The organism is Anaerolineales bacterium (assembly GCA_015075625.1).
In the GTDB taxonomy this organism is placed as follows: domain Bacteria; phylum Chloroflexota; class Anaerolineae; order Aggregatilineales; family UBA2796; genus UBA2796.
In genome coordinates, this window is the sequence record JABTTZ010000004.1 from 251342 (window position 1) to 272277 (window position 20936).

Sequence of the window (20936 nt, forward strand, 5' to 3'; positions counted from 1 at the left end):
GGATTTGAGACCGAAAACGGTATAAAAAGGGAAGATGTGCTGACCTTCCCTTTCTATGCCTTGCCTTAGCTGTTCTGCGTAGAACGCCTTTCGTTTATACCGACCCAATCGTTTTTACTGTTCCGCATCAGTTCAGATTCTCAAATAGTCCTGCCGCGCCCTGACCGCCACCGATGCACATTGTCACAACGCCATAACGCGCCTTCCGGCGTGCCATCTCATTCATGATCTGGACGGTCAGTTTTGCGCCTGTACAGCCGAGCGGATGCCCTAGCGCAATTGCCCCACCGTTCACATTTACCTTTTCAGGGTCAAGCTCTAAGGTGCGGATCACGGCAAGGGCTTGGGCGGCGAACGCCTCGTTCAACTCGAACAGATCGATATCTTGCAAGGCAACCCCTGTCCGTTGGAGCAGTTTCGGCAACGCCTTGATCGGACCCACACCCATTACTTCGGGGCGGACGCCCGACGCCGCAAAGCCGACAAACCGCGCCAAGGGCTTCAAGCCGAGTTTCGCTGCCATGCTCCCTTCCATGATCAGCAGCGCCGCCGCCCCATCGCTGAGCGGCGAACTGTTCCCCGCCGTCACCGTCCCACCCTCTTTGAAGACGGGTTTCAGCTTTGCCAGCCCGTCTACCGTCGTCTCACGGCGGAGGTGTTCATCAGTGTCGAAGGTGATCGTCGTTTTCTCTGGCTTACCATTGGCGCTCATTGTCACCTCATCAAAGGTGATTGGGGTGATTTCCCCCTTGAATTTGCCCGAATCATAGGCAGCGGCTGCCTTTTTGTGGCTCTGGTAGGCAAATTCATCCTGATCGGCGCGGTTGACATTCCATTCCGCCGCCACACGCTCTGCTGTCAGCCCCATACCCATGTAGGATTCGGGCATCGTCTCAACCATCGTCGGGTTCGGGCTGATGCGAAAGCCTGTCATGGGGACAAGGCTCATCGTCTCTGCCCCACCGGCAATGATTACATCGGCGCCGCCAGCGATGATCCGTTCGGCAGCGGTGGCAATCGTCTGCAAGCCGCTGGCGCAAAAACGATTCACCGTTTGGGCGGGAATATCCACCGGCAAGCCCGCCAGCAGCCCAATGATCCGCGCCATATTCAGCCCTTGCGAGCCTTCCGGCATGGCGCAGCCAATGATAATGTCATCAATCAGCGCCGGGTCAAGTTTCCCTTCGACATGCCTCAACACATCTTGGATCACAGCCGCTGCCATGTCATCCGAGCGGAGGTTTTGGGTCGTCCCTTTTTTTGCTTTGCCAACGGCGGTACGCGCCCCGGCAACGATCACAGCGTCACGAGTCATAACCTGGTTGCTCCTTAATTCCGCAGTGGCTTGTTCGTTTGCAACATGTGTTGGATGCGCTCAATTGTCTTTGGCTCGCCCATCAGACTCATGAACACTTCGCGCTCCAGATCGAGGAAGTACTGTTCATCGACCCATGTCGGGGCGGTGAGATCACCACCACAGAGGGCATAGGCAAGTTTTCCGGCGATCTTCGCATCGTGGGCGCTGGCGTAACCTGCCTCCCGTAGGGAGTAAACGCCTAATTGGAGCGCCGCCTTTGCATCGCGTCCGGCGGCGTAAAGTTTAGCGCGGGCGGGCGGGGCGTAGCCAGAAGCAACCATCTGCAACACGGTCTTTTTTGCCTCGGCAATCTGGTGATCCTTGTTCATCACGATGCGATCCGATGCACTAAGGAACCCCATAGCACGGGCATCCATGGCGCTGGTGCTGATTTTGGCAAGGGCAATCGTCTCAAACGCCTTTTGGAGCGGGGGAATGGGATCGGCATTGGGGATGCTCATAGCGGGGGTAATCACCCGGCGCACCATCTCTTTTGTGCCACCCCATGCCGGAATCACGCCAACACCGAACTCCACCAAGCCGATGTACAACTCAGCATGGGCGACAATGCGCGAACCGTGCATGGTCGATTCGCACCCCCCACCAACGGCAATGTTAAACGGCGCGGTGACAATCGGTTTCGGGGAGTAACGCATCTTCATGAAGGTGTCTTGTCCGGCGGTGAGCATCTGCTCAACCTGATCCCACTGCCCGCCCATGGCGCCCATCATGAGGACAAAGAGATTCGCCCCGGCGGAGAAATAATCACCCTGATTGCCAACGACCATCCCCTCAAAATCGCGTTCGAGGCGGTCATAGGCAACGTGGAACATGCGGAAAATATCTTCATCAAGGGCGTTCGCTTTGGTATGGTATTCCAACAGCAGCACCCCATCCCCAAGATCGTGGAGGCTTGCCCCACTGTTGCGCTCAATCTCTTTGCCGTTCGCCCGCAGCGACGGAATACTGATCGCCTTGGGGTCGCCCGTCACACGGGTATAGCCTTTCCTTTGTGGGTTATACATGCCGACCACCGTCCCATCGGCGGCACGCTGATAGAACGTATCGCACCCCCCCGCCAACATGCCGATCACCCATTCGGCTACCTTGTAGCCATCGGTAGCCATGCGGTTGACCGTCTCGCGCACGCCGAGGGCATCCCAAATCTCGAAGGGTCCCATCTCATGGGCAAAGCCCCATTTGTTGGCATTGTCGATGCTCAGAATATCATCAGCGATCTCACCGATCATTTGAGAGGCATAGCTGAGGTAAAAGGCATGGATGTGCCAAAGGTATTGGGCGGCGCGATCTGTCTCGCCAAGCAGTGCCTTCAGCCGTGCGCCGGTATCTTCAATCTTGCGGTGCTTGCCAACGCTTTCAAACTTTGCCTTCAGCGGCGAAACATACTCAAGGCTTTTCAAGTCTAGCGCCCAAAATTCCTTCTCGCCGGATGCGCCAGTGACCTTTTTATAGAAGCCCTGCCCGGTTTTATCGCCGAGGAAATTGTTCTTGAGCAAGAACTGCGTCGCCCCCTCAATGATTGGGTCTTTCAAGACCTCTCGATAGGGGTCGGTGGGGATCGCCGGATAGAGGTTTGTTGCCACATGCGCCAGAACATCCACCCCCACCACATCGGCAAGGCGAAACGTCCCCGTCTTGGGACGCCCGATGAGCGGTCCGGTTAGGCTGTCGATCTCCTCAACGGTATAGGCGTTTTGGGCGGCGTAGTTCATGCCAAACCCGCCCGCAATGCTGATGAAGCGGTTGGCGATGAAGTTCGGCGTGTCTTTGCAGATGACGACCCCTTTACCTAACACCGCTTCGGCAAAGTGGGTCATAAAAGTGACGAGGGCGGGGTCTGTGTCTGTGCCGGGGATGAGTTCCAAAAGTTTGAGATGGCGAGGGGGATTGAAAAAGTGCGTCCCCAAAAAGTGCTGCCGAAACGCCGCCCCGTTTGCGCTGCAAATGGCGTTTACGGAAAGCCCTGATGTATTTGTGCTGATGATCATCCCCGGACGGTGAATCGCCTCCAAGCGTTTCATGAGGTCTTGCTTCACATCCAGACGCTCTACGATCACTTCAACAATCCAATCGCAATCGCGCAGCCGTTCGAGGTCATCCTCGGTGTTGCCAATGGTCAGAAGGTTGAGATCATCGTCTTGGAAAATTGCCGGAATACGGCTTGCCTTCAGCTTGGCGAGGTTGCCAGCGGGAATGGCATTGCGCTTGGTGGGGGAATCACCGGGTTTGGTGTCTTTGGGAGGAATATCGAGCAACACGACGGGGATTCCGACGCCCGCTAAAAGCGTAGCAATCCCACCGCCCATCGTCCCTGACCCAATGACGCCCGCCTTGCGGATGTGATAGGACATGCGGCGCAATCTCCTTTTTCAGAAAAAGTCTAATATAATTGAACGTTCGTTTGATTATACTATGGGGTGAGGGTAAAAACAACAAAAATACGTCTGAGGTGGATAGGCGTTATGGGCTTGCCCCATTTCCCTAACCCCCTCAAGCTGCCCTTAAATTATCCCCCCGTACAATGTCAAGGGGTGGGGTCTATGTGTCGCCTACTCCCAATTCACCCCGCAGACCAAGACCAATTCCCCATCGCCCCACATCCATTCGCCGTTTGCTCCATCGGGGCGAAGAGGATTGCCGCCGTCGGGGTGGGAGTCCGCGAAGGGAGTAGCCGTTGAGGTTTTCGGTGGGCTTGGGATTGCTGTGGCAGCGATATCGCTGATTAATATTCCTAGAAGTCATTTCAAAATTCGGTCAAGGCATCAAAGAATGACGGCGACGAGACAAAAGGCGCGGTAGATATGCAGACGACGGTCATAACGCACCGCCAAACGACGCCAGTTATCTATTATCTATCCAACCAAAGTTGGTGTTTTTGAAATAGGTTCTAGGGAAAGAGTTTACTCGCTGCGGGGTGTTTTGGGGGTGATTTTATCAAGAATAGCATCGGAATTGCCCCAATAGGTTTTAATGAATTCGAACATCAATTCCATATCATCCGCCTCAAAATGAAGTAAATTTCCTGTGGTGACTTCCATGGTAAGCGACATACGTTTTGAGTTCACCCTTGTTGGTTGAGCAAGCAAATCATTGAAAATTTCAAGGATGAGGTCTTTTCCCATGATGGCTCGCCCTTCAACAAGGCGTGGAAAGTAAAGCCATGTGCTAGCAATATCGGCTAATTGCCCGCTTTGTTTCAGGATCATTAGCGCACGTTGCATGTCTTCTGATCGTGGTAGCCGTTTACGAATCAACCGTGCATCAAAGACAAATGGCGGGAGATTGAGAGTTGCTAAAACTTCGTTGATCGGGTTTTGCAAGGTGCTATAGATTTCTTCATCTGTGGCGACTAATGCGCTATGCACACCGCCTTCAGAGCGGAACATGACGGCAACACCCTCTGTCCAATAGCCTGCCAAAACTGCCGCTGCTCCGCGCACCGTGGGATATTTCTTGCAATCTCTCGTAATTGCAAGATCCATGCGCCTTTATCATTGTGGTGGCGTGCATCTTTTAGCCATTTGCTTTCCACAATCGCAATTGGTTCTTCAAAACCACGTTGTGTGATTACACCATCAATTTGCCGAACTGTTCCGCCCGCCATCTTTAACCGACTGAGCGCGTCTCCGCTTTCCAGAAGTACGTAATTGGGGTGGCGATCTGCGAGTGCCATTTGAATCGTTTGAAATACATGGTCAGCAAAAGCATCGCCAATGAGTTGCCCAAATTTACTTGCGGCTCCATGTGATTCAAGGGAGGTTCGTTTTGCTTGACGCTTCCCCATAAAACCCTACTTTCGCAAAATAATGACACCTTCGCGCAACGGTACAGAATGGCGCTGCGGGTTTGCTTGCCATTTTGTACCACGCGCACGAAAGGTTTGATATACAAAGGATTGAAAACCCAATGAACACCCCAGCTGCCCAAGCCATTCATCGGTGTGAACATGTACTCCATAGGGAGCAGAGTCACCCAATACCATATAAAAAGCACCGCCGGGCTTCAGCACCCGATAGGTTTCCTGCATAACGGCAAGAAGATCATTAAAGTAAAGGGCAACCATGAGGTCGTAGTCTTTTTTACCGCCCTTTTTCAGGCGCATAACAGAAAGTTCGCGCACCGATTGCTGAATTTTCTGGTAAAGCATTGGTGAAAGAGCGCGAATATCGGCGCTGAGGGCGGTCTCTACATCATGTTGACGACGGACAACCTGTGTTGTAGCGGCAACAATTAAACGATCTCGAAAGGTGTGGGTAATGTCTGCCCATGATTTCGCAATCCCCCAAAAATAAACTTCAAGACGGGTGCGATCTGCGTAGTCGTAATTGTTCAAATAGGGAGGCGAGGTCAAAGCAAGGTTAATCTGGGCGTCGGAGAGTGTTTGTCTAACACGGGAATCGCCAAGGATATTATGAAGTTCAGTATTGTTTGGAACATGTTGTGCCGCATGGTGTAAATCGCGTACCATTTCCAACACAGTTTGCCCAAACAATTTGAGGGCATCTTTGGGTGGTTTGTCGCCTTTATTTTTTCGCGGCGCAATGTAGGGCCACCCCGTTCCGGCAGCCGCGGAACTCCTCAAAACATCTGTCAACGCCAATTTACACAAATCACGTAAGATCGGGGAGGCTAACTCGCCAACAAATTCTCGTAACACATAGAGCGTTTTGAGATCATCGGGATGGTAGCACTTGTAAATGAGTTCAGGAAAAATCCCCTCTACACGGGCATTGGGTGTTTCTTTAATGACGAAGGCTTGGGCATCCCGTAGGATGTGTCGAATTTGTTGATCTAATGCTACCCACTCGTAATTGCGCTGTAATTTGACGCTGGCAACCCAATGGACAAAGCTATGCGCTTCCACGCCATATCCATTGATTCCAGCTTGTTCAGCACAAAGAAGGGTTGTTCCGGTTCCAGAAAACGGATCATAAACCCACTCGCCGGCGGTGACACCCTCACGCCGGAAAATCTCATCGACAAACCGATAGGAATACCCGGCTGGATAGCGAAACCAGCGGTGAATTGGCGCACGCTGGCTATCCTTAAACGTTCCGAAATCGGCGAGTTCTGAGGCAGTCGTTTGCTCTTGTGGGAAAAGATCAAGTTGTTGGGAAGGTTTCATATTCACTCCCCCCGCACAGCAACGACGATCACCTGCTCGGCGTCGGGATGGGCATCATACGCCTCTAAGCGCTCGTATTCGGGCGTGACGATCCGCACAGTCTTGAAGCCGCAGCTTTCGGCAAGGCGGATCACCCCCTGTACCGGGTAGCCGCGCAAGGTATGGGTTTCTTCCGCCCGCACCCACCCTGATCCTCCCATCGTAAAAATGGTGTAGCGCGTCGTGAGCGTCAATGTCTCATGGTTAAAGCCGTTCCGCGAGAGGATCAAATGCCGCGCCGGATCGTCGCTGACGATTCGATCCCCTTCGCCCGCTCGCACCAAGCCCAAGATCGTTCGTAGGTCAAAGAGGAACAATTTCCCCGGCATCAGCGCGGCATGGGCGGCGCGAAAAATACGTTCCAGTTCCTTCAAAGACGGCGCGTAGTTCAGAGAACTGCCGATACAGGTGACCATCTCATAGGGAGTGGTGGTAGTGAACGTGCGCATATCGCCCTGATCAAAATCGGCGCTGTAGCCGCCCGTTTCCGCCCCAGCTTGGGCGCGGCGCACCATCGGGGCGGAGAGGTCAATTCCCCGCACACGCAAGCCACGTCCGGCAAACCAACAGGCAAGATCACCCGTCCCACAGGCAATATCCAGCAGAGTCTTTCCTGTCCATTCCAAATCAAAGGCAAGGTCAATCAGTTTCGGGGCAATCTGCAAACTGTACTCAGCAAAGCCGCCCGCCTGATAAACGCTGGAGAGGGCGGCATAGGGTTCAACGGTAAAGGTCGTATCAGGCATGATGTTTGTCCCTATTCTCCCGTTTCTCCAGTTTGCGCACGGGCAAGGACGCGCTCCGCTGCCCGCAGCATCGGCATATCGACCATTTTTCCATCAAGGGCAAAGACGCCCGCACCGGCTTCCTGATTAGCATGGAAGGCATCCACCAAGCGCTGCGCTTTCGCCACCTCCTCAGCAGAAGGGGTGAAGGCGCTGAGGATGGGGGCGATCTGTTTAGGATGAATGGCGAGTTTCCCGCTGTAACCCATGCCTGCTGCAAGGCGGCAATCTTCGGTTAGGGCGTCCATGTCGTTTAGATCGGCAAAGATTGTGTCAATGGCTTGCAGATCGTAGGCGGCGGCATGGGCGACAACCGCACTGCGGGCATAGAAAACCTCCCATCCGGCTTTTGTCCGCGCTGCGCCGATGCTCCCTACGTAATCTTCCGCCCCAAACATGAGTCCGTCCAAACGCGAATCGCTGGCGGCAATCTCTTTCAGATTCACAATGCCAAGCGCCGTCTCCACAAAGACCAAAATACGGATCGTCCCCACCGCGATCCCTGAATATTTCTCGTGTTGGCGGATGAGCAGACTCACCTCGCGCACATCATCGGCACTATCCACCTTAGGAATGATGATCCCATCGGGGTTGAAGGGCAAGACAGACAACAAATCGTCACGCCCGAAAGGGGAATCCAGCGGGTTGATGCGCACGAGGCGCTCGCCCCAACCAAAATTGACCGTCCGAAACGCCTCATGAATCGTCGCCCGCGCCGCCTGTTTTCGGTTGAGCGCCACGCCATCTTCCATATCGAGGATCAAACTGTCCGCACCGAGTGTTGCCCCTTTTTGAATTTTCTTCAGATCGTCGCCCGGTGTGAACAGCAGCGCCCGCCGCACCCGATTCGTGATTTGTCGTTCAGTCATCGCTTATTCTCGTTCCTCGTCTACTAGACGTTTTTTAAACATGACGGTGCGTTCCAATTCGACCACAACCACGCCATGTTGATTCTTGCCGAGATGCTTCAGTCGGACAAGCCCGCGATCCGACTTGGAGGTCGATTCGCGCATTTCTAAAACCTCTGTTTCAACGTAGATGGTGTCGCCATGATAGACCGGCTGTGGGTGCAGGACGCGCTCATAACCGAGGTTGGCAATGATTGTCCCCTCCGTCAGATCGGCAACGGTCAAGCCGACGACCAAGCCCATGGTGAAAATACCATTTACGATCCGCTGCCCAAAGGTCGTCTCGGCGGCGAAATGTTCGTTGATATGAAGGGGTTGGGTGTTCATGGTGAGGGCGCAGAATAAGATGTTGTCCATCTCGGTGATGGTGCGCCCGTTCGTGTGGCGCACACGCATTCCGACACTGAATTCATCGTAATATTTGCCGGGCATCGATTCATCATCTCCCAAAAAATGAGGGGTTTTGTGTGCAAGCTGCAACTATAGCGGCTATGATCCATGTATAGCCATGTAGTCTACGTTACTTTTTATACCCTGTACACAGGTGAGGAATTCGACGATGAGTGTATCAAGTCTGCTGAGTTTTGTCGCTCTTGGTGGGTTGGTTTTGCTCCTTGCTGGGGCGGGAATCGCCGTCAGCAATATGAGCCAGAATAAATCGGGACGGGGTGGTTGGGCATTGGCAGGAATTGGGGCGGTGATCGCCGCTTTAGGCTTTATTGCTAGTTCCGGCGTGGTGATTGTTGGGGCGACCCAAGTTGCCGTTGTCTTTCAATCCGTCGGGGGCGACCCTGCTAATGGCAACCTTTGGGAAGTACCTCTCGGTCCGGGGCTTCACATCATCCCTCCGGTCATTAACGAACCGATCATTTACGATACGAGCGTGCAGAACTACACAATGTCCCACATCAGTAATGAAGGGCAGCGGTCTGGGGACGGTGCCGTCCAAGCGCGTACCCGCGATGGGCAGCAGGTCGATATTGATGTCTCCGTTCTCTATTCCATCGATCCAGCATTGGCGAACATTGTTCACCGCAAGTTTCAGAACCGCTATCAAGATGCGCTGATTCGCCCTACCATCCGTTCTGCGGTGCGGGAGAAAATCGCTTCCTACAGCGTGAATGATCTCTATGGAACAACCGGTATTGATGTGGCTGGCGTTCCTTCCAAACTCCCTGAAGCGCAGGCACAGCTTGAGGAACAACTCTCGCGCATTTTCATGGACAACGGCTTACGCTTGCAAGACTTCCTGATCCGTGAAATCACCTTTAGCGAGGAATTCATCCGGGCAGTAGAAGCGAAGGTTGTTGCCGAGCAGCAAGCGGAACAAGCAAAGCAAGAAGCGATCCGCGTTCGGACGATTGCTGAGGGCGAAGCAGATGCCGCTGAAACACGGGCGCGTGGCGCGGCAAACGCCGTTATTGAGAAGGCACGTGGTGACGCTGAATCGATTCGGGTGAACGCCAAAGCCGAGGCAGAGGCGCTCGCCCTGATCAACGAACAATTGAGCAAGAACCCCATTTTGGTACAGTGGCGCTATATCGAAAAGCTCTCTCCCAATGTGAGTTTGGTGCTGCTGCCAAGCAACAGTCCCTTCCTGTTTGATCTAGAGACGCTGCGGAATACCGTTGGTACAGGGGGAAATTAACCTACAAGTCATTTCAAAACCCTGCCTCTTGCCCCGCCCCTACAGGGAGCTGAGGAGAGGACATGTTTTCAAGTAAACCTTATGCCTGGGATAAAGGGTAATCCTAGACATAAGGTTTGGCGTTGAACAACTTGCACGAAGTAGCGCAAGCCTTCCCGAAACAAGCTCCAGAGGCGCCGGAACGAACCGTCGGGATGACGAACGAGCGGTTGGGCGATGCCAGCAGCAACGGCTTGGCTGCCGAGGGCGACCATCCACGTGTAGGCAATGACCAACAGAACCAGCCGGTTGGCGATATGATGCTTCCAGCAGGGCGCGAATCATCTCCACTTGTCCTTCGGCAAAAAAGGCTGTCAGGTCGAGCGCTTTATTAGCGAGCCAGCGGCGAAAGCGCCGCGCCGTACTCTCTACCTGTTCCCCGCAACTCACCGCCCGCGCAATCGCTCCTTGCTGACAGCTCTCCGCTTGAATCACCCCATAGCTAAACAGGCTTACATTTTGCTGCTGCCAACCATTGAAACACGGTAGATGGGCTGACAAGTGCTGCTCTAATTGGTACAGTAGTTTGTAGTTCATCGTTCCTCACTGGGTTTCTTGGTCGATTTCCAGTTTGAACGATGAACTCCCTATTTTTCAACCCTCCTTCCAAACATGTCCTCTCCTCAGCCGTAAACGGAGAAGGGGCAAGGGGCGGGGTTGTTCGGTCAGCCTATCTCTATGTAGCTGTGTAGATGCCTTTCAAGCCCCGAAGGGGTGGCTGCTTTCAGCCCGCCGCTTTAAGGCTTGTCCGGGAACGGGTAGACAGTCAGAAAGATTTCTAAAAGAATCCCTATCCCCTGCCTCCTTTCCCCGTACACAGGGAAAGGGGAGAAATGCTGCGGGCGAGGGGGTGAGAGGAAAGCCCTCTCAAAAAATGAATTCCCCCTCAAGATCGTCAAGCGGCGCATAGAGAGCAATATCTGCATCGAAATAGATCAGCTTGGGGAAACCGTAAGCGGCAAAGAAAAACTTTAGCGTGCTGGCTTTTAACGCCGCTGCCAGTTCAACCACCGTGTATTTGAAGGTGAAATCATCCCAATGGGGAATCCCCAAATCCTCGGTGTGAACGACGCGCTCAAAGGGCGAGGTCTCAAGCGCCATGCCGTTTCCCCCGATCAGGCATAAAAATGCCTGCCCATCGGGGCGCTGTGCGCGGTATGAATAGGCGAGGGTGCGTGCTGTCCCACATAACTCGGTGTAGCGATGGTGGCTATAGGGATCATCGGATTAATCGGGACTCATCGGATGAAAGGCATACCCCTGAGCGCTTAGCTGTTGCAATAGGACAGCCAGCGCCGCAGTGGTTTGCGCACGATCCCCCCCACCCTGATGGAGTAAGATGATTCCCCCCGGATGGGCGTTTTGGATTGTATAGGCGGCAATCTGCGCGGCATCGGCTTGCCGCCAATCGTGCGGGTCTACCCAATGATTGATTCCCCCCACCGGAAAGTGTTTGAGGCTATCGCTGCGGAGGGCGTGTCCCTTAGCAATGATGCGCTGTTGAAGGCGCTCCAATTCAGAGGGCGTTTCGTCCCCCCGCAGCAGGAAGGTTGCCTGTGCCTGATAGATCTGCAAAAGCTCAAGGATGGGCGCAGTAAAGGGGCTTTCCCCGCCCGCAAAGACAAGGTAAAGGATCGGCTTGCCATCGGGTGTGGTGATCGGCAGTGGGCTGGAATCGCCGCTTTCTCCGTCTGGTGGGGCGGCGGGGGAAGGCGTTTTTTTCAGCGCGGCGTAGGTTGCTCTATCCACGACGCCCGTTACAGGAAGCCCTTGTGATTGTTGAAAGCGACTCACCGCACGGCTTGTACTTTCGGTGTAATACCCACGATCTTCCGGGGCAAGGGCGAAGGCGAGCCACCCCAAACCGCTTAAGCGATCTTGCAGAATGCCTACGGCAGTGTTCATATCCCCTGCGCCAAGCGTAAACTGCAAGCCATCCTCGCCATAAAGGGTTTTGTCGTACTCAATGGGTGTCAGGAAGCCATCGGTCACATCAAAAGTGAGCGCAAGAGGGTTGGTCAGGGGGGCAGAGGGGACGTTTAATGCGCCTTTGCCGCCCTCTAGGCGATGGGTCAACACAACAAAGAGCCTTGTGTCGGTGGCGTACCATGTCCCTTCCTCAAGGGTGTTCTGGGCAGCGCTGTCCTCCCGTTTGGCAAGGGGGGTTATCGCCAACTGTGCTGAACCATCCACCCGCAGCGAGAGCGCATAGCGAAGGGCGACCTCCCCCCCCGCATCGGAAGGGCGATCCAAGAGGTACAGCCCGCTGAAGGATTGTGTCCCAAGCGGGGTGGTATAGGGCGGAGGGACAACAAGTTTCTGCCCAACATAAATGATGTTTTCATCGCTCAGACAGTTTGCCGCTGCCAGTGCCGCCGTTGTGATTCCATAGCGTCCGGCAATCAGCGAGAGGGCATCCCCCGCTTGAACTGTGTAGATCGTCCAATCTGTGCGGGGCTGGCATTGGGCAGCGGCGGGGATGGGCATGGCTAAAGCAGAGACAAGGAAGAAGAACAAGGCAGCCAGATGACCACAGGTGTTCATCGTTTTAACGCCGCCTGTATTTTCGCGCTGGTCAATTCGCGGAGCGTATCAGTGGCAACCCATCGCGCCGCCTTCGCCGCACCGCTTGATCCTTTGGGATGATCGGTGAGGAGTGCCTCGGCGGTTTGGATCGCCTTCGCGTTCAACGCCCGATTTCGCTTCCCAATCCCACGCAATGCCCAATTGATCGCCTTCTTGACGAAGTTTCGCTCATCATCCGCCTTCGCCCGAATCAGGGTGAGGTAATGCTCAAAGAGCGAGTCCGGCACTTTTTTGTCGTGGGTGGCGGTGGCGGCAATCAAAACGAACCCCGCCCGTTTGACGAATTCTTTGCTGCGCTCGCACCATGCCTCAACCTTTGCCTGACGGTGGGGCGTTCGCACATAAAGATTGGCGCAGCACTGATCGCAAATATCCCACGAATCAAACGATTCCGTCCAGCGATCCATCTCTGCGGAAGTCAGTTTGTTGGGGTCGGCAAGGACGCTGGCAAGGATGCGCCCTTCGTGAATGCCGGATTCCCATAGGCGGAGGGCAAGGGCGTGCTGAGCAGGGAGTTTGGCGCGTTTGATCGCCGCCGCCAACGCACGAAGCGTTACCATTGAGATGCCCAGTTGGGTCGTTTGGGGGGTGATCCCAAAGCGGCGCTGTCCGGCAACATTGGCGGGGTTATACGCCGCCCGCAGGTGGGCGATGATCGACTCGTAATCGAGAGGTGGGTTGGCTGGTTGGGACATGGTGAACTTATCCCTTCTATGGCTCGCTTTTTGGGGGGGAGGCGCTTTCTATGGTGTTGAAATCCGCGTTGCAGTGGATGTTGGGGGAGGCGTTGGCAAACCAAAATTTTCCTCTGTCAGGTACGGAGCAACCTCGCGGGGGAGTGGATCGCGGGGGACTGCTGCTCGCCATACATCGCTGTGTTGGGTGACATAGGCAGAGGCTATTTTTTGCGTTTGCCAACGGCTAAAGGCGCGGTCTGCCGCTTTGTCGAGTTCCTCCGGTTGAGGGATGTCCAACTGCCGATCCGTAATCTGGACAACCTCCCATCCGGCTGCCGTCTCAAGCGGACCAAAGAGCGTTTCTGCCCCGCCCGCCTGAACCGCCCGCGCCACTTCTGGGGCAAAGACTTCCACCCCAACGCGCCCTAATTCCCCGCCAAGTCCGCCCCCCGTCGTCAACGAATACTGACAAACAAGCGATCCAAAGTCCTCGCCGCCTTGGGCGCGTTTCAGAATATCCGCCGCCACGTTTTCGCCGCTGACGGTGATCACCGCCGCCCGAATTTGCGCGTCGCCATCAGCATTTGTCCGTTTCTCGGTGATGTGATAGACCTGCCAACCGAGTGGCGTTTGGAAAACCCCCACCGCTGCGCCAACCTCAGCGCCGAAAAGCCGCTCCGCACCGGGAAAAGTAAGCACGGCACGGGTGAGAAAGCCCGTATCGCCGCCTGTTCCACGCGCTGCCGCATCAATCGAATAACGGCAGGCTGCCGCCCGGAAATCGCCACCGGTCTTGATCAGATCAAGCGCAGCGCGGGCGTCCGATTCACTGCGGGCGATGATTCGTTTGGCATTGAAGCTCTCTAAGCGTGGCGTCTCGCCCAGTTCACGGACGATGATCGGTTTGAGCATCGTCGCCATGACGAACGACTCGGCAACGCTGTCGATCTGCTTGACTGTCAGACCGCTGTAGCGTACCGCCTCAGCGCGGTAGGCGGCAAGCGGCGCTTGGACGGACTCGGCGGCGTTGGGATCACGCTGTAATTCAAAGCGACGAATCCAATACGCCCGCACATCGTCAGAGGGAAGGGTTAGTCCTCGGCGGGCAAATTCTTGCCGAATGACCGCCTCCCGCAGCAGGATGTCGTAAATCTGCGCTCCGAACGCATCGGAATTCGCCAGTGTATTGAAGATGCCCGCCACAAAATCAGCGGGGCGGTTTGCCCCTGGCTGGCTCAGATCAAACGCTTTCAACCCCAGGGTTTGCACAGCACGACGAACGTTATCAAGGGCGGCGAAACGCTCATAGCGCACCCGCGCCCGAAAATCGCCTAAGGTGATCGTTTCGTCTCCCACGGTTACAAGTGGAAGGGCGAGATCAAGTGTGGGGGCGTCGGTGGGGCGTATGTAGGGCGTGGAGGTTGCTGTTGGGGTGGGGGAAGGTTCGCTAGGGGTGCGGGTGGGGAGCGCAGCGGCGGTGGCGGTTTGGTCGCTCCGCGTGTCACGGATGACGATGGGGGTTGGCGGTAAAACGGAATTGCAGCCCGCCGCAAGGAACAGGCAACCGACCAGCAGAGCAAGCCAACGTACCACCTTCACCTCGATATATCCTTCTAAGTAAGCCATGTCTGGGGAAAAGAGTAGCGTATCGCCCGAAAAATAGCGACTCCGCCTTGCCCATTGAGTGATCCTTGGGCATTGCGGAAAAGGAGAAAAGGCGTTCCTAATTCGGTCTAGGCGAAATAAAGAGCATCGGCTATAATCCCCGATGGCTCTGTAGCTCAATGGTAGAGCAGTGGACTTTTAATCCATTGGTTAAGGGTTCGAGTCCCTTCAGAGTCATCGGATTGGACGTAGTCCGAACATTGACCAGCCATCGCGCTGGTCTTTGTTTTTCCCTCAAGCGCACTACCGCCACTCTTCTGTACCCGCTCGGTCACATGCCGCAAGTAAGAGAAGGGGGGGAGTAACTCCAGCCGGACGATCATTCCCTCCGGGTTGACCACAACCCGCTCGATCATCTGACGCAGCAAGTCTTGTTGGTCGCTGCGCAATAATATTTCATACAGTATACCTAATTTTGCAATTATGGTGAGCGCTTCATCCAGATCGTCGATATAGCTCTCACATTTCTGGTCGAGCAAATCCAGACTTGAGCGCAGTTTATGGCGCTTGTCCTGCCATTCTGCCCACAAATTACGCCAGTTTTCCTCTGTGACCATCGTCGCTGCGTAGAGCCGCAGGACTCTTGCTTCCTCTTCATCGATCTGCTTCAATGCGCGTTCTATCTCGGTTCGTTCATCCGGGCGCAGCCGTCCGAGTTTGTCAGCCACTTCGTTGATATAGTAATCACGAATTAGAGGCATTAACGCATCATCGACCTGAACCTGCTGGAGGTGGGAAGCAAGCTGGCTTTCAACCTCAGAACAAAGAAAATGAATGGGGTGACGATCTAATCGGTAATGCGCGGTTCCACCGCCTGAGCGCCCAGGTATTCTCCCAATAGGCGAACTTCTCTCTCAATTATCGCAAATCGGGGTCGGGCAAAAGCTGTAAATTTGCAGTTTCAGGGCGTTAAAATTACCTGTTGATGACCAAAGCAGAGAAACGGAGCAAACTATAGCGAAAGGGGTTTTGTACCAGTGGCCAGTAAGTTCTCAGTCTCTTTTGCCTCAAACGTCGTCACAGGCTTACCAGCGGCGATCAACACCCGCGCAAAAGTCTCTGTCTTACCGCCGGGTTCAGCGTAGGCGATAAATACCTGTTGAGCCAGAGCAGCGACCAGTTGATTGCGGAGTGCTGCCATTTCCTGCGTAGCACGAGGTTGATTTTCTGCAAATGGTGAGACGATGAGCAGCCGCTGCTGTTCAATTGGCTTTTTCCAATCCGCGGGGACGCGCATGTTTTGGATGCTGCGTGCAGGACAGATAACAATCGCAGAGTTTCCATGCAGCAGTGTCACCAATACTTCTTTTTCCACCGGTGAATGAAAGCCGCTGATAACACTAATGTGCTTATCCTTCAGTATTTGAGCCAGATCATACGTTTTGAGGATGATGGATACAGGACACCTCACCGAACAAAACAGGGCGAACAGTGACTCGTTGAGCAATCCTGAGTCGCCAATCACTGAGAGGCATTCGATTTTGGGAATAAGCTGGCTGAGTGATGCGGACGCTTCTACGCGCTTAATTTCCACGACGGCGACATCCTGCGATTATTCTTGAGGATCGTCGGGAAAGACCAATGGAAGTCTTGGGGAACTGACATAGGGCTCCAAGATATCATAGCCAATGATGCTGCTGAATTTGTTGAGCTTTTGATCGTATGTAAAGCATTCAGTAACGCCCACATATCTTGCTGATGTTAGGTGAATTGCGTCATTGGTTCGCAGAGCATATTTCAAGCTAATTGCCTGTCGAATCAAATCTCGTGCCTGACGTGCAATCAACTCATTGAAGTCTACAAATTCGATGAGCGAGTTATCACCCCAGAAACTTTCGAGCCCGTCATACACCTTCTTATCCAGCCGATTATGATTCTTCTCCTCAGCTACATGTGAAACTTCGGTGATACTGACCACTGAAGTCACGATTTTACGCTGATTATTTTTCTGCACTTCCTCAAACAGTTGGTCAAGGATGGTTATCCGCCCTGCTTCAGCATTAAAATAAGCGAGGAACACATTGGCATCGCAATAAACGTAACTAATTTTCGGCATCGCGCAACCGCCTTATGCTGACTTCCGCTGGTTCAGGTTCTCCACTTCCAGCCAAAATACCCCGCGCCATACGATAACTGCCGGGTTCGATCATCGGCACAAAATCAATCGAGGTAATCTCGCGTACACTTACAGGTTGCCCGCTGTCTGGTTGGCGTGTGACACGCCCACTGACGAAAACGACCTTATCCCAAATATCCGCGAGGATGTCTTGACGATCTTCTTTGACGTAGCAGCTTACCGGTTTATCGAACACCCCGTCATAGAGCGTAAAGCGCAGTTTACCGCGATTACTGATGGACTGAACACGCCCTTTCACCGATCCGAAAGATACCATTGGCTTGGCAGTAGTGATTTTTTGGGTATCAAACAAACCATAGATGATTGCTTCTTTACGAGCCGTGCCAAGCCGTACTGCCTTAATATCGCCACCGATGAGCTTGGTGAGCAATTCAGCTTCTCTGGCAACATGGCGGGAAAAGGGGATTGGTTGGTGCTGCTGGAGAGACTGTCCGACATCTTCAAATGCCGAGACAACCCGCAGCACAGGTTCTTCGGTATCCGCACGTCCGGCAACCGCCATAATCGCGCTACCGTACTGCAAATCCTCTAAATCCCATTCAATTTTTGTATCTGCCGCGACTTCCTGGGTGAGTTGCAAAAGCAGTTTGTGAAAATGGTTGACCGCTTCGGAAAACTGGTCGAGCCTTACATCACCCTCAAGCGCAAGCACAAGTGTCGTATCAGGCATAACCGCCTCAATCACCGAACCTATGTTCTGTTTATCTCATTATAATCCATATTTACCTCTATTTTACACGCAATTGATTTTGCTTGACTCATTCTTCCTCCCCCTCATCCCCGCCGAGATCATCACCCATGCGGTACTTGATGTCATAGTTGATGATGAAGTCCAGTTCTTCATCGGTGAAGCCGTAGTGACGTGCCAGCACCCGGTCAATTTCATCTATTATCAATACCTTCGCCAAGGAAAAGGTAGGGCTTTTGAGGTAGAGTAAGAGTTTGCGAAAACGAACTACTCAAAACTGACAAAAGCCCATGGGTGAGATTGTAACACCGATAGCTTGCCTGACACCGTATGTAACGACAACAACCATGCGCCACATGGCACAGATCATCTTGGCGCTACTGTGCATCCCAGATCGGGTGACGCTGTTAGGACTATCACGCTGGATGGAAAGCGGTGGTAGCTATCGAACATTGCAGCGTTGGTCACAAACACCGTTGGTCTGGGCGCAGGTGTTGTGGGCCGTCGTGCGTAGCTACCTGCTGCATCCGACAGGGAGGTATCTGTTGGCTGGCGATGACGTGGTGGACTCGAAAGCGGGTCAGGCCACGCACGGGTTGGGGCGCTTCTATTCAAGCTTGGCTGGAGGTGTCATTCCGAGCGTGTCGTTTTTAGTGGTTTCCCTAATTGATATAGAGCGGCGGCGCTCGTATCCATTGCAGGTGGAACAGCGTATGCCGCCGACAGGCGCATCAAACGCGGTGCCTGCTGGCTTACCCAAACACCCGCGCGGACGGCCCAAAGGGAGTAAGAATCACGCCAAAGCCGTCCCCACCCTCACGCCCGAACTGAGCCTGCTTGAGCAGATGTTGAGGGCGGTGTGTGTCCGCATCGTGCCACTGCGCGTTGGGCATGTCGTGCTGGATGGCTTTTTCGGGACGTATCCAGCCACTTATATCGTGCAGCAGACGGGTTTGCATATGATTTCCAAATTGCGCCACAATGCCGCGCTGTACCTGCCCTATGCTGGACCTAAGCCAGTGCGTGGCCCCACGCCACGCTATGGTCAAAAACTCACTTATCACGCGCTACCACCTGAAGCCTTGTGTCAGACCGTCATGCAGGGTCACTACCGTACGGATACCTACCAAGTCACCGCCCTACACCATGACTTCCCTGACCCCCTCAATGTGGTCATTTTGGTCAAAACCAATTTGCGCACAGGCCGTACCAGCCATGTCGTCCTGTTTAGCACTGACTTGACCTTATCAGCCGCCCAACTCGTCGATTACTACAGCTTGCGCTTTCAAATTGAGTTCAATTTCCGCGATGCCAAACAGTATTGGGGGCTGGAAGATTTCATGAATGTCTCTCCGATTGCCCTTACGAATGCCGTCAACCTCGCCTTTTTTATGGTCAATTTCTCGACCGTGCTCTTGCTACCCCATCGTCAAGCTCAAACCGATTTTAGTGTCCTCGACTTGAAGGCTCACTATCGTGCCCAACGCTATCTCGACGAAACAATTAAATGCCTTCCGACTGTGCCCACTCCTGATTTAATCTCGCTCATCAGGCAAAAACTCAGCGCACTGGGCGGCCTTCGCACTCGTCAACTTCAAAAATCCCCCGCATAATTGGCGAAGGGATTGCTAAACATGATGCATTTTTAATTTTAGATACAGGTTAACTGCATTTCCATGCGGTAACTAGGTTGTTTGGCGACCACAACACGAGCGGGCAGTACCACACCTACGGCTACGACGGGTCGGGGTTGGTGCGTCATGTGCTGTATGGCAGCGCCCTCATCGCCCAGATGAATTACGATCCCTATGGCAACCCCGTGCAGCCTCTCCCCTTTGTCAATCTGTCCACCACCTCCCCAACGGCGTTCGGTTACATCGGGGAGCCAACCAACTGCTTCGGCGTGGTGAATCTGCGGGCGCGATACTACAATCCACAGCATGGGGTGTTCACGAGTCCCGATCCTGTGCTGGGGGTGGTGGGGCGCAGCGAGTCGTACAATGGGTATGGCTATGTGGAGGGGAATCCGGTCAATTTTACCGACCCAAGTGGAAAATGCCCTTGGTGCATACCTTTACTTCTATGGGGTTTGGGCGCAGGCGCTGCGGCTTTCACGGTAGGAACAGTAGGGTATAAGGTTATTATGCGTGGAAGTTGGGAAGAATCGATTAAGACTGGGCTTGTATTTGCTCCATTAGGGGCGATTATTGATGTAATTGGAGGATTTGCCAGGCGTATTGGAGCGCCAGCTGCATTGATAGGAGGAGCAGCTACCGGTGCTGCTACATGGAGTAGCCCTTGGGCTTGGACTGCTATGCTCGGTGCCGCTGGTACTACACTTATTGAGTCTGCAACAGGAAGCTATGACCCCTCTCAATCTCTTGAATTATAAACTCACCTTACGCAGCAATCCGAATAGGATGAAATTGGTGCAAGGTATCAAAAGCGAAATGCAAAGCCGCAATATAGAGTTTGGTAGCTTTAGGCAACCATTCTAGCTTGATATAGGCGCATAAAGCGGCAAATAGTTCGACAACAATCGTTGAATCTGGTCATGGCTCACGCTACCTCCTATCAACCCTGCCAAGCCCGTGCCTGTTGTCTGTCCGAAAGCGCTGATAAGATAATCACTATAGATGTCGAGCAGTTCTTTGTTTTTCATTCCATTAGGTTATCTCACCTCTGCGTAAGGTGAGTGAGTAAGGATCGTGATCCAAGGTTGATTACTGTGCATCGTGGCGGAACGCTGCAGGATGCCGACCATCGCCTTCTTGCGGTCTGGGCGCGGTTGATTGTGCAGAGCATGTACTGCATTTCTTCGAGCAAGTACAACTCAATGATGATCGACCCCGCATGGCAATTGAGTAGATACACGCCTGGGTGCGCGGTGAAATCACTATGAAGCAAGCCCGTACCGCTGCTGGACATGCTATGGGTGCGGCAAGAGAGTTGAGCGGTGCAGCCAGAGAAGCAGCTTACGCTGCTGGGCAAGCCGCGGCAGTGGCGCATGTAGCAGCTCACGAGTTAGGCGCGGCTGCCTATGCAATCAGGGCGGCACGCGCGGCAACCCCTGAAGATGAACGTATGGCGGCGGGGAATATGGAGTGCCAATGGCAGTGTATACAACTTCCAAATGAAATTAGAGAACTCGTGATCGATGATCAGCGCTTACGAAATGAATATTGCTGGTTTGTATTTAACTGCTGAGCTACCGATAGCCTCAAAAAACTGGCCATAACCAACCATACTGACCATTTTTCA

The 20936-nt window shown here is 53.8% G+C and carries 19 protein-coding genes and 1 tRNA gene; 6 read left to right on the forward strand and 14 right to left on the reverse strand.

Annotated features, from left to right (window positions below):
* Nucleotides 1-127 precede the first annotated feature (127 nt).
* Both HS103_18745 and HS103_18750 read right to left on the reverse strand, forming a co-directional pair.
* Entirely contained in the window at nt 128-1315 is a 1188-nt protein-coding gene (locus HS103_18745) for an acetyl-CoA C-acyltransferase (GenBank protein MBE7514831.1), read from the reverse strand.
* A gap of 14 nt (nt 1316-1329) precedes the next feature.
* Complete coding sequence (locus HS103_18750; protein MBE7514832.1) at nt 1330-3729, reverse strand: 3-hydroxyacyl-CoA dehydrogenase/enoyl-CoA hydratase family protein; 2400 nt, start codon at nt 3727-3729, stop codon at nt 1330-1332.
* Nucleotides 3730-3918: 189 nt separating this feature from the next.
* Here HS103_18750 and HS103_18755 point away from each other — a divergent pair, with 189 nt between their 5' ends.
* Complete coding sequence (locus HS103_18755) at nt 3919-4056, forward strand: hypothetical protein (protein ID MBE7514833.1); 138 nt, start codon at nt 3919-3921, stop codon at nt 4054-4056.
* A 222-nt stretch (nt 4057-4278) separates the two neighbouring features.
* On the opposite strand, the gene HS103_18760 is transcribed toward HS103_18755, so the two are convergent.
* From HS103_18760 to HS103_18780, 5 genes are all read right to left on the reverse strand, one after another.
* Nucleotides 4279-4860, reverse strand: a complete 582-nt coding sequence (locus tag HS103_18760) for a hypothetical protein (GenBank protein MBE7514834.1) — start codon at nt 4858-4860, stop codon at nt 4279-4281.
* Between the two features lie 308 nt (nt 4861-5168).
* Nucleotides 5169-6503, reverse strand: coding sequence for a hypothetical protein (locus tag HS103_18765; protein ID MBE7514835.1), 1335 nt, complete (start codon nt 6501-6503; stop codon nt 5169-5171).
* Nucleotides 6504-6505: 2 nt separating this feature from the next.
* Complete coding sequence (locus HS103_18770) at nt 6506-7288, reverse strand: class I SAM-dependent methyltransferase (protein ID MBE7514836.1); 783 nt, start codon at nt 7286-7288, stop codon at nt 6506-6508.
* 11 nt (nt 7289-7299) lie between these two features.
* Nucleotides 7300-8196, reverse strand: a complete 897-nt coding sequence (locus tag HS103_18775; GenBank protein MBE7514837.1) for a CoA ester lyase — start codon at nt 8194-8196, stop codon at nt 7300-7302.
* A gap of 3 nt (nt 8197-8199) precedes the next feature.
* Complete coding sequence (locus HS103_18780; GenBank protein ID MBE7514838.1) at nt 8200-8667, reverse strand: MaoC family dehydratase; 468 nt, start codon at nt 8665-8667, stop codon at nt 8200-8202.
* A gap of 127 nt (nt 8668-8794) precedes the next feature.
* Between HS103_18780 and HS103_18785 the strand changes: the two genes are divergently transcribed.
* Nucleotides 8795-9883, forward strand: coding sequence for a prohibitin family protein (locus HS103_18785; GenBank protein MBE7514839.1), 1089 nt, complete (start codon nt 8795-8797; stop codon nt 9881-9883).
* Nucleotides 9884-10005: 122 nt separating this feature from the next.
* Nucleotides 10006-10257, forward strand: a complete 252-nt coding sequence (locus tag HS103_18790) for a hypothetical protein (GenBank protein ID MBE7514840.1) — start codon at nt 10006-10008, stop codon at nt 10255-10257.
* A gap of 532 nt (nt 10258-10789) precedes the next feature.
* Here HS103_18790 and HS103_18795 read toward each other — a convergent pair.
* The 4 genes from HS103_18795 to HS103_18810 form a co-directional block, all read right to left on the reverse strand.
* Nucleotides 10790-11023: a hypothetical protein gene (locus HS103_18795; GenBank protein MBE7514841.1), complete on the reverse strand. Its 234-nt coding sequence runs from the start codon at nt 11021-11023 to the stop codon at nt 10790-10792.
* Nucleotides 11024-11149: 126 nt separating this feature from the next.
* Nucleotides 11150-12466, reverse strand: a complete 1317-nt coding sequence (locus HS103_18800) for a peptidoglycan-binding protein (protein MBE7514842.1) — start codon at nt 12464-12466, stop codon at nt 11150-11152.
* Nucleotides 12463-13203 (reverse strand): DNA alkylation repair protein, encoded by a 741-nt coding sequence (locus tag HS103_18805; protein ID MBE7514843.1) that lies wholly within the window; start codon nt 13201-13203, stop codon nt 12463-12465. The genes HS103_18800 and HS103_18805 overlap by 4 nt, the downstream gene beginning before the upstream one ends.
* Nucleotides 13204-13251: 48 nt before the next feature.
* Nucleotides 13252-14784: a peptidylprolyl isomerase gene (locus tag HS103_18810; protein MBE7514844.1), complete on the reverse strand. Its 1533-nt coding sequence runs from the start codon at nt 14782-14784 to the stop codon at nt 13252-13254.
* A 171-nt stretch (nt 14785-14955) separates the two neighbouring features.
* Here HS103_18810 and HS103_18815 point away from each other — a divergent pair.
* Nucleotides 14956-15027 (forward strand) — tRNA-Lys (locus HS103_18815).
* Nucleotides 15028-15802: 775 nt separating this feature from the next.
* On the opposite strand, the gene HS103_18820 is transcribed toward HS103_18815, so the two are convergent.
* The 3 genes from HS103_18820 to HS103_18830 are packed head-to-tail and all read right to left on the reverse strand — an operon-like array spanning nt 15803 to nt 17657.
* A complete protein-coding gene (locus HS103_18820) occupies nt 15803-16384 on the reverse strand; it encodes a DNA-processing protein DprA (GenBank protein ID MBE7514845.1) in 582 nt (193 codons plus the stop codon).
* A gap of 18 nt (nt 16385-16402) precedes the next feature.
* Nucleotides 16403-16906: a type II toxin-antitoxin system VapC family toxin gene (locus tag HS103_18825; protein MBE7514846.1), complete on the reverse strand. Its 504-nt coding sequence runs from the start codon at nt 16904-16906 to the stop codon at nt 16403-16405.
* Nucleotides 16893-17657, reverse strand: coding sequence for a hypothetical protein (locus tag HS103_18830; GenBank protein MBE7514847.1), 765 nt, complete (start codon nt 17655-17657; stop codon nt 16893-16895). Before HS103_18830 ends, HS103_18825 begins: the two co-directional genes overlap by 14 nt.
* A 308-nt stretch (nt 17658-17965) precedes the next feature.
* On the opposite strand from HS103_18830, the gene HS103_18835 reads away from it, so the two are divergent.
* Together HS103_18835 and HS103_18840 are read left to right on the forward strand one after the other, a co-directional pair.
* Entirely contained in the window at nt 17966-19288 is a 1323-nt protein-coding gene (locus HS103_18835; GenBank protein ID MBE7514848.1) for a transposase, read from the forward strand.
* Between the two features lie 77 nt (nt 19289-19365).
* Nucleotides 19366-20067 (forward strand): RHS repeat-associated core domain-containing protein, encoded by a 702-nt coding sequence (locus HS103_18840; protein ID MBE7514849.1) that lies wholly within the window; start codon nt 19366-19368, stop codon nt 20065-20067.
* Nucleotides 20068-20936: the final 869 nt, after the last annotated feature.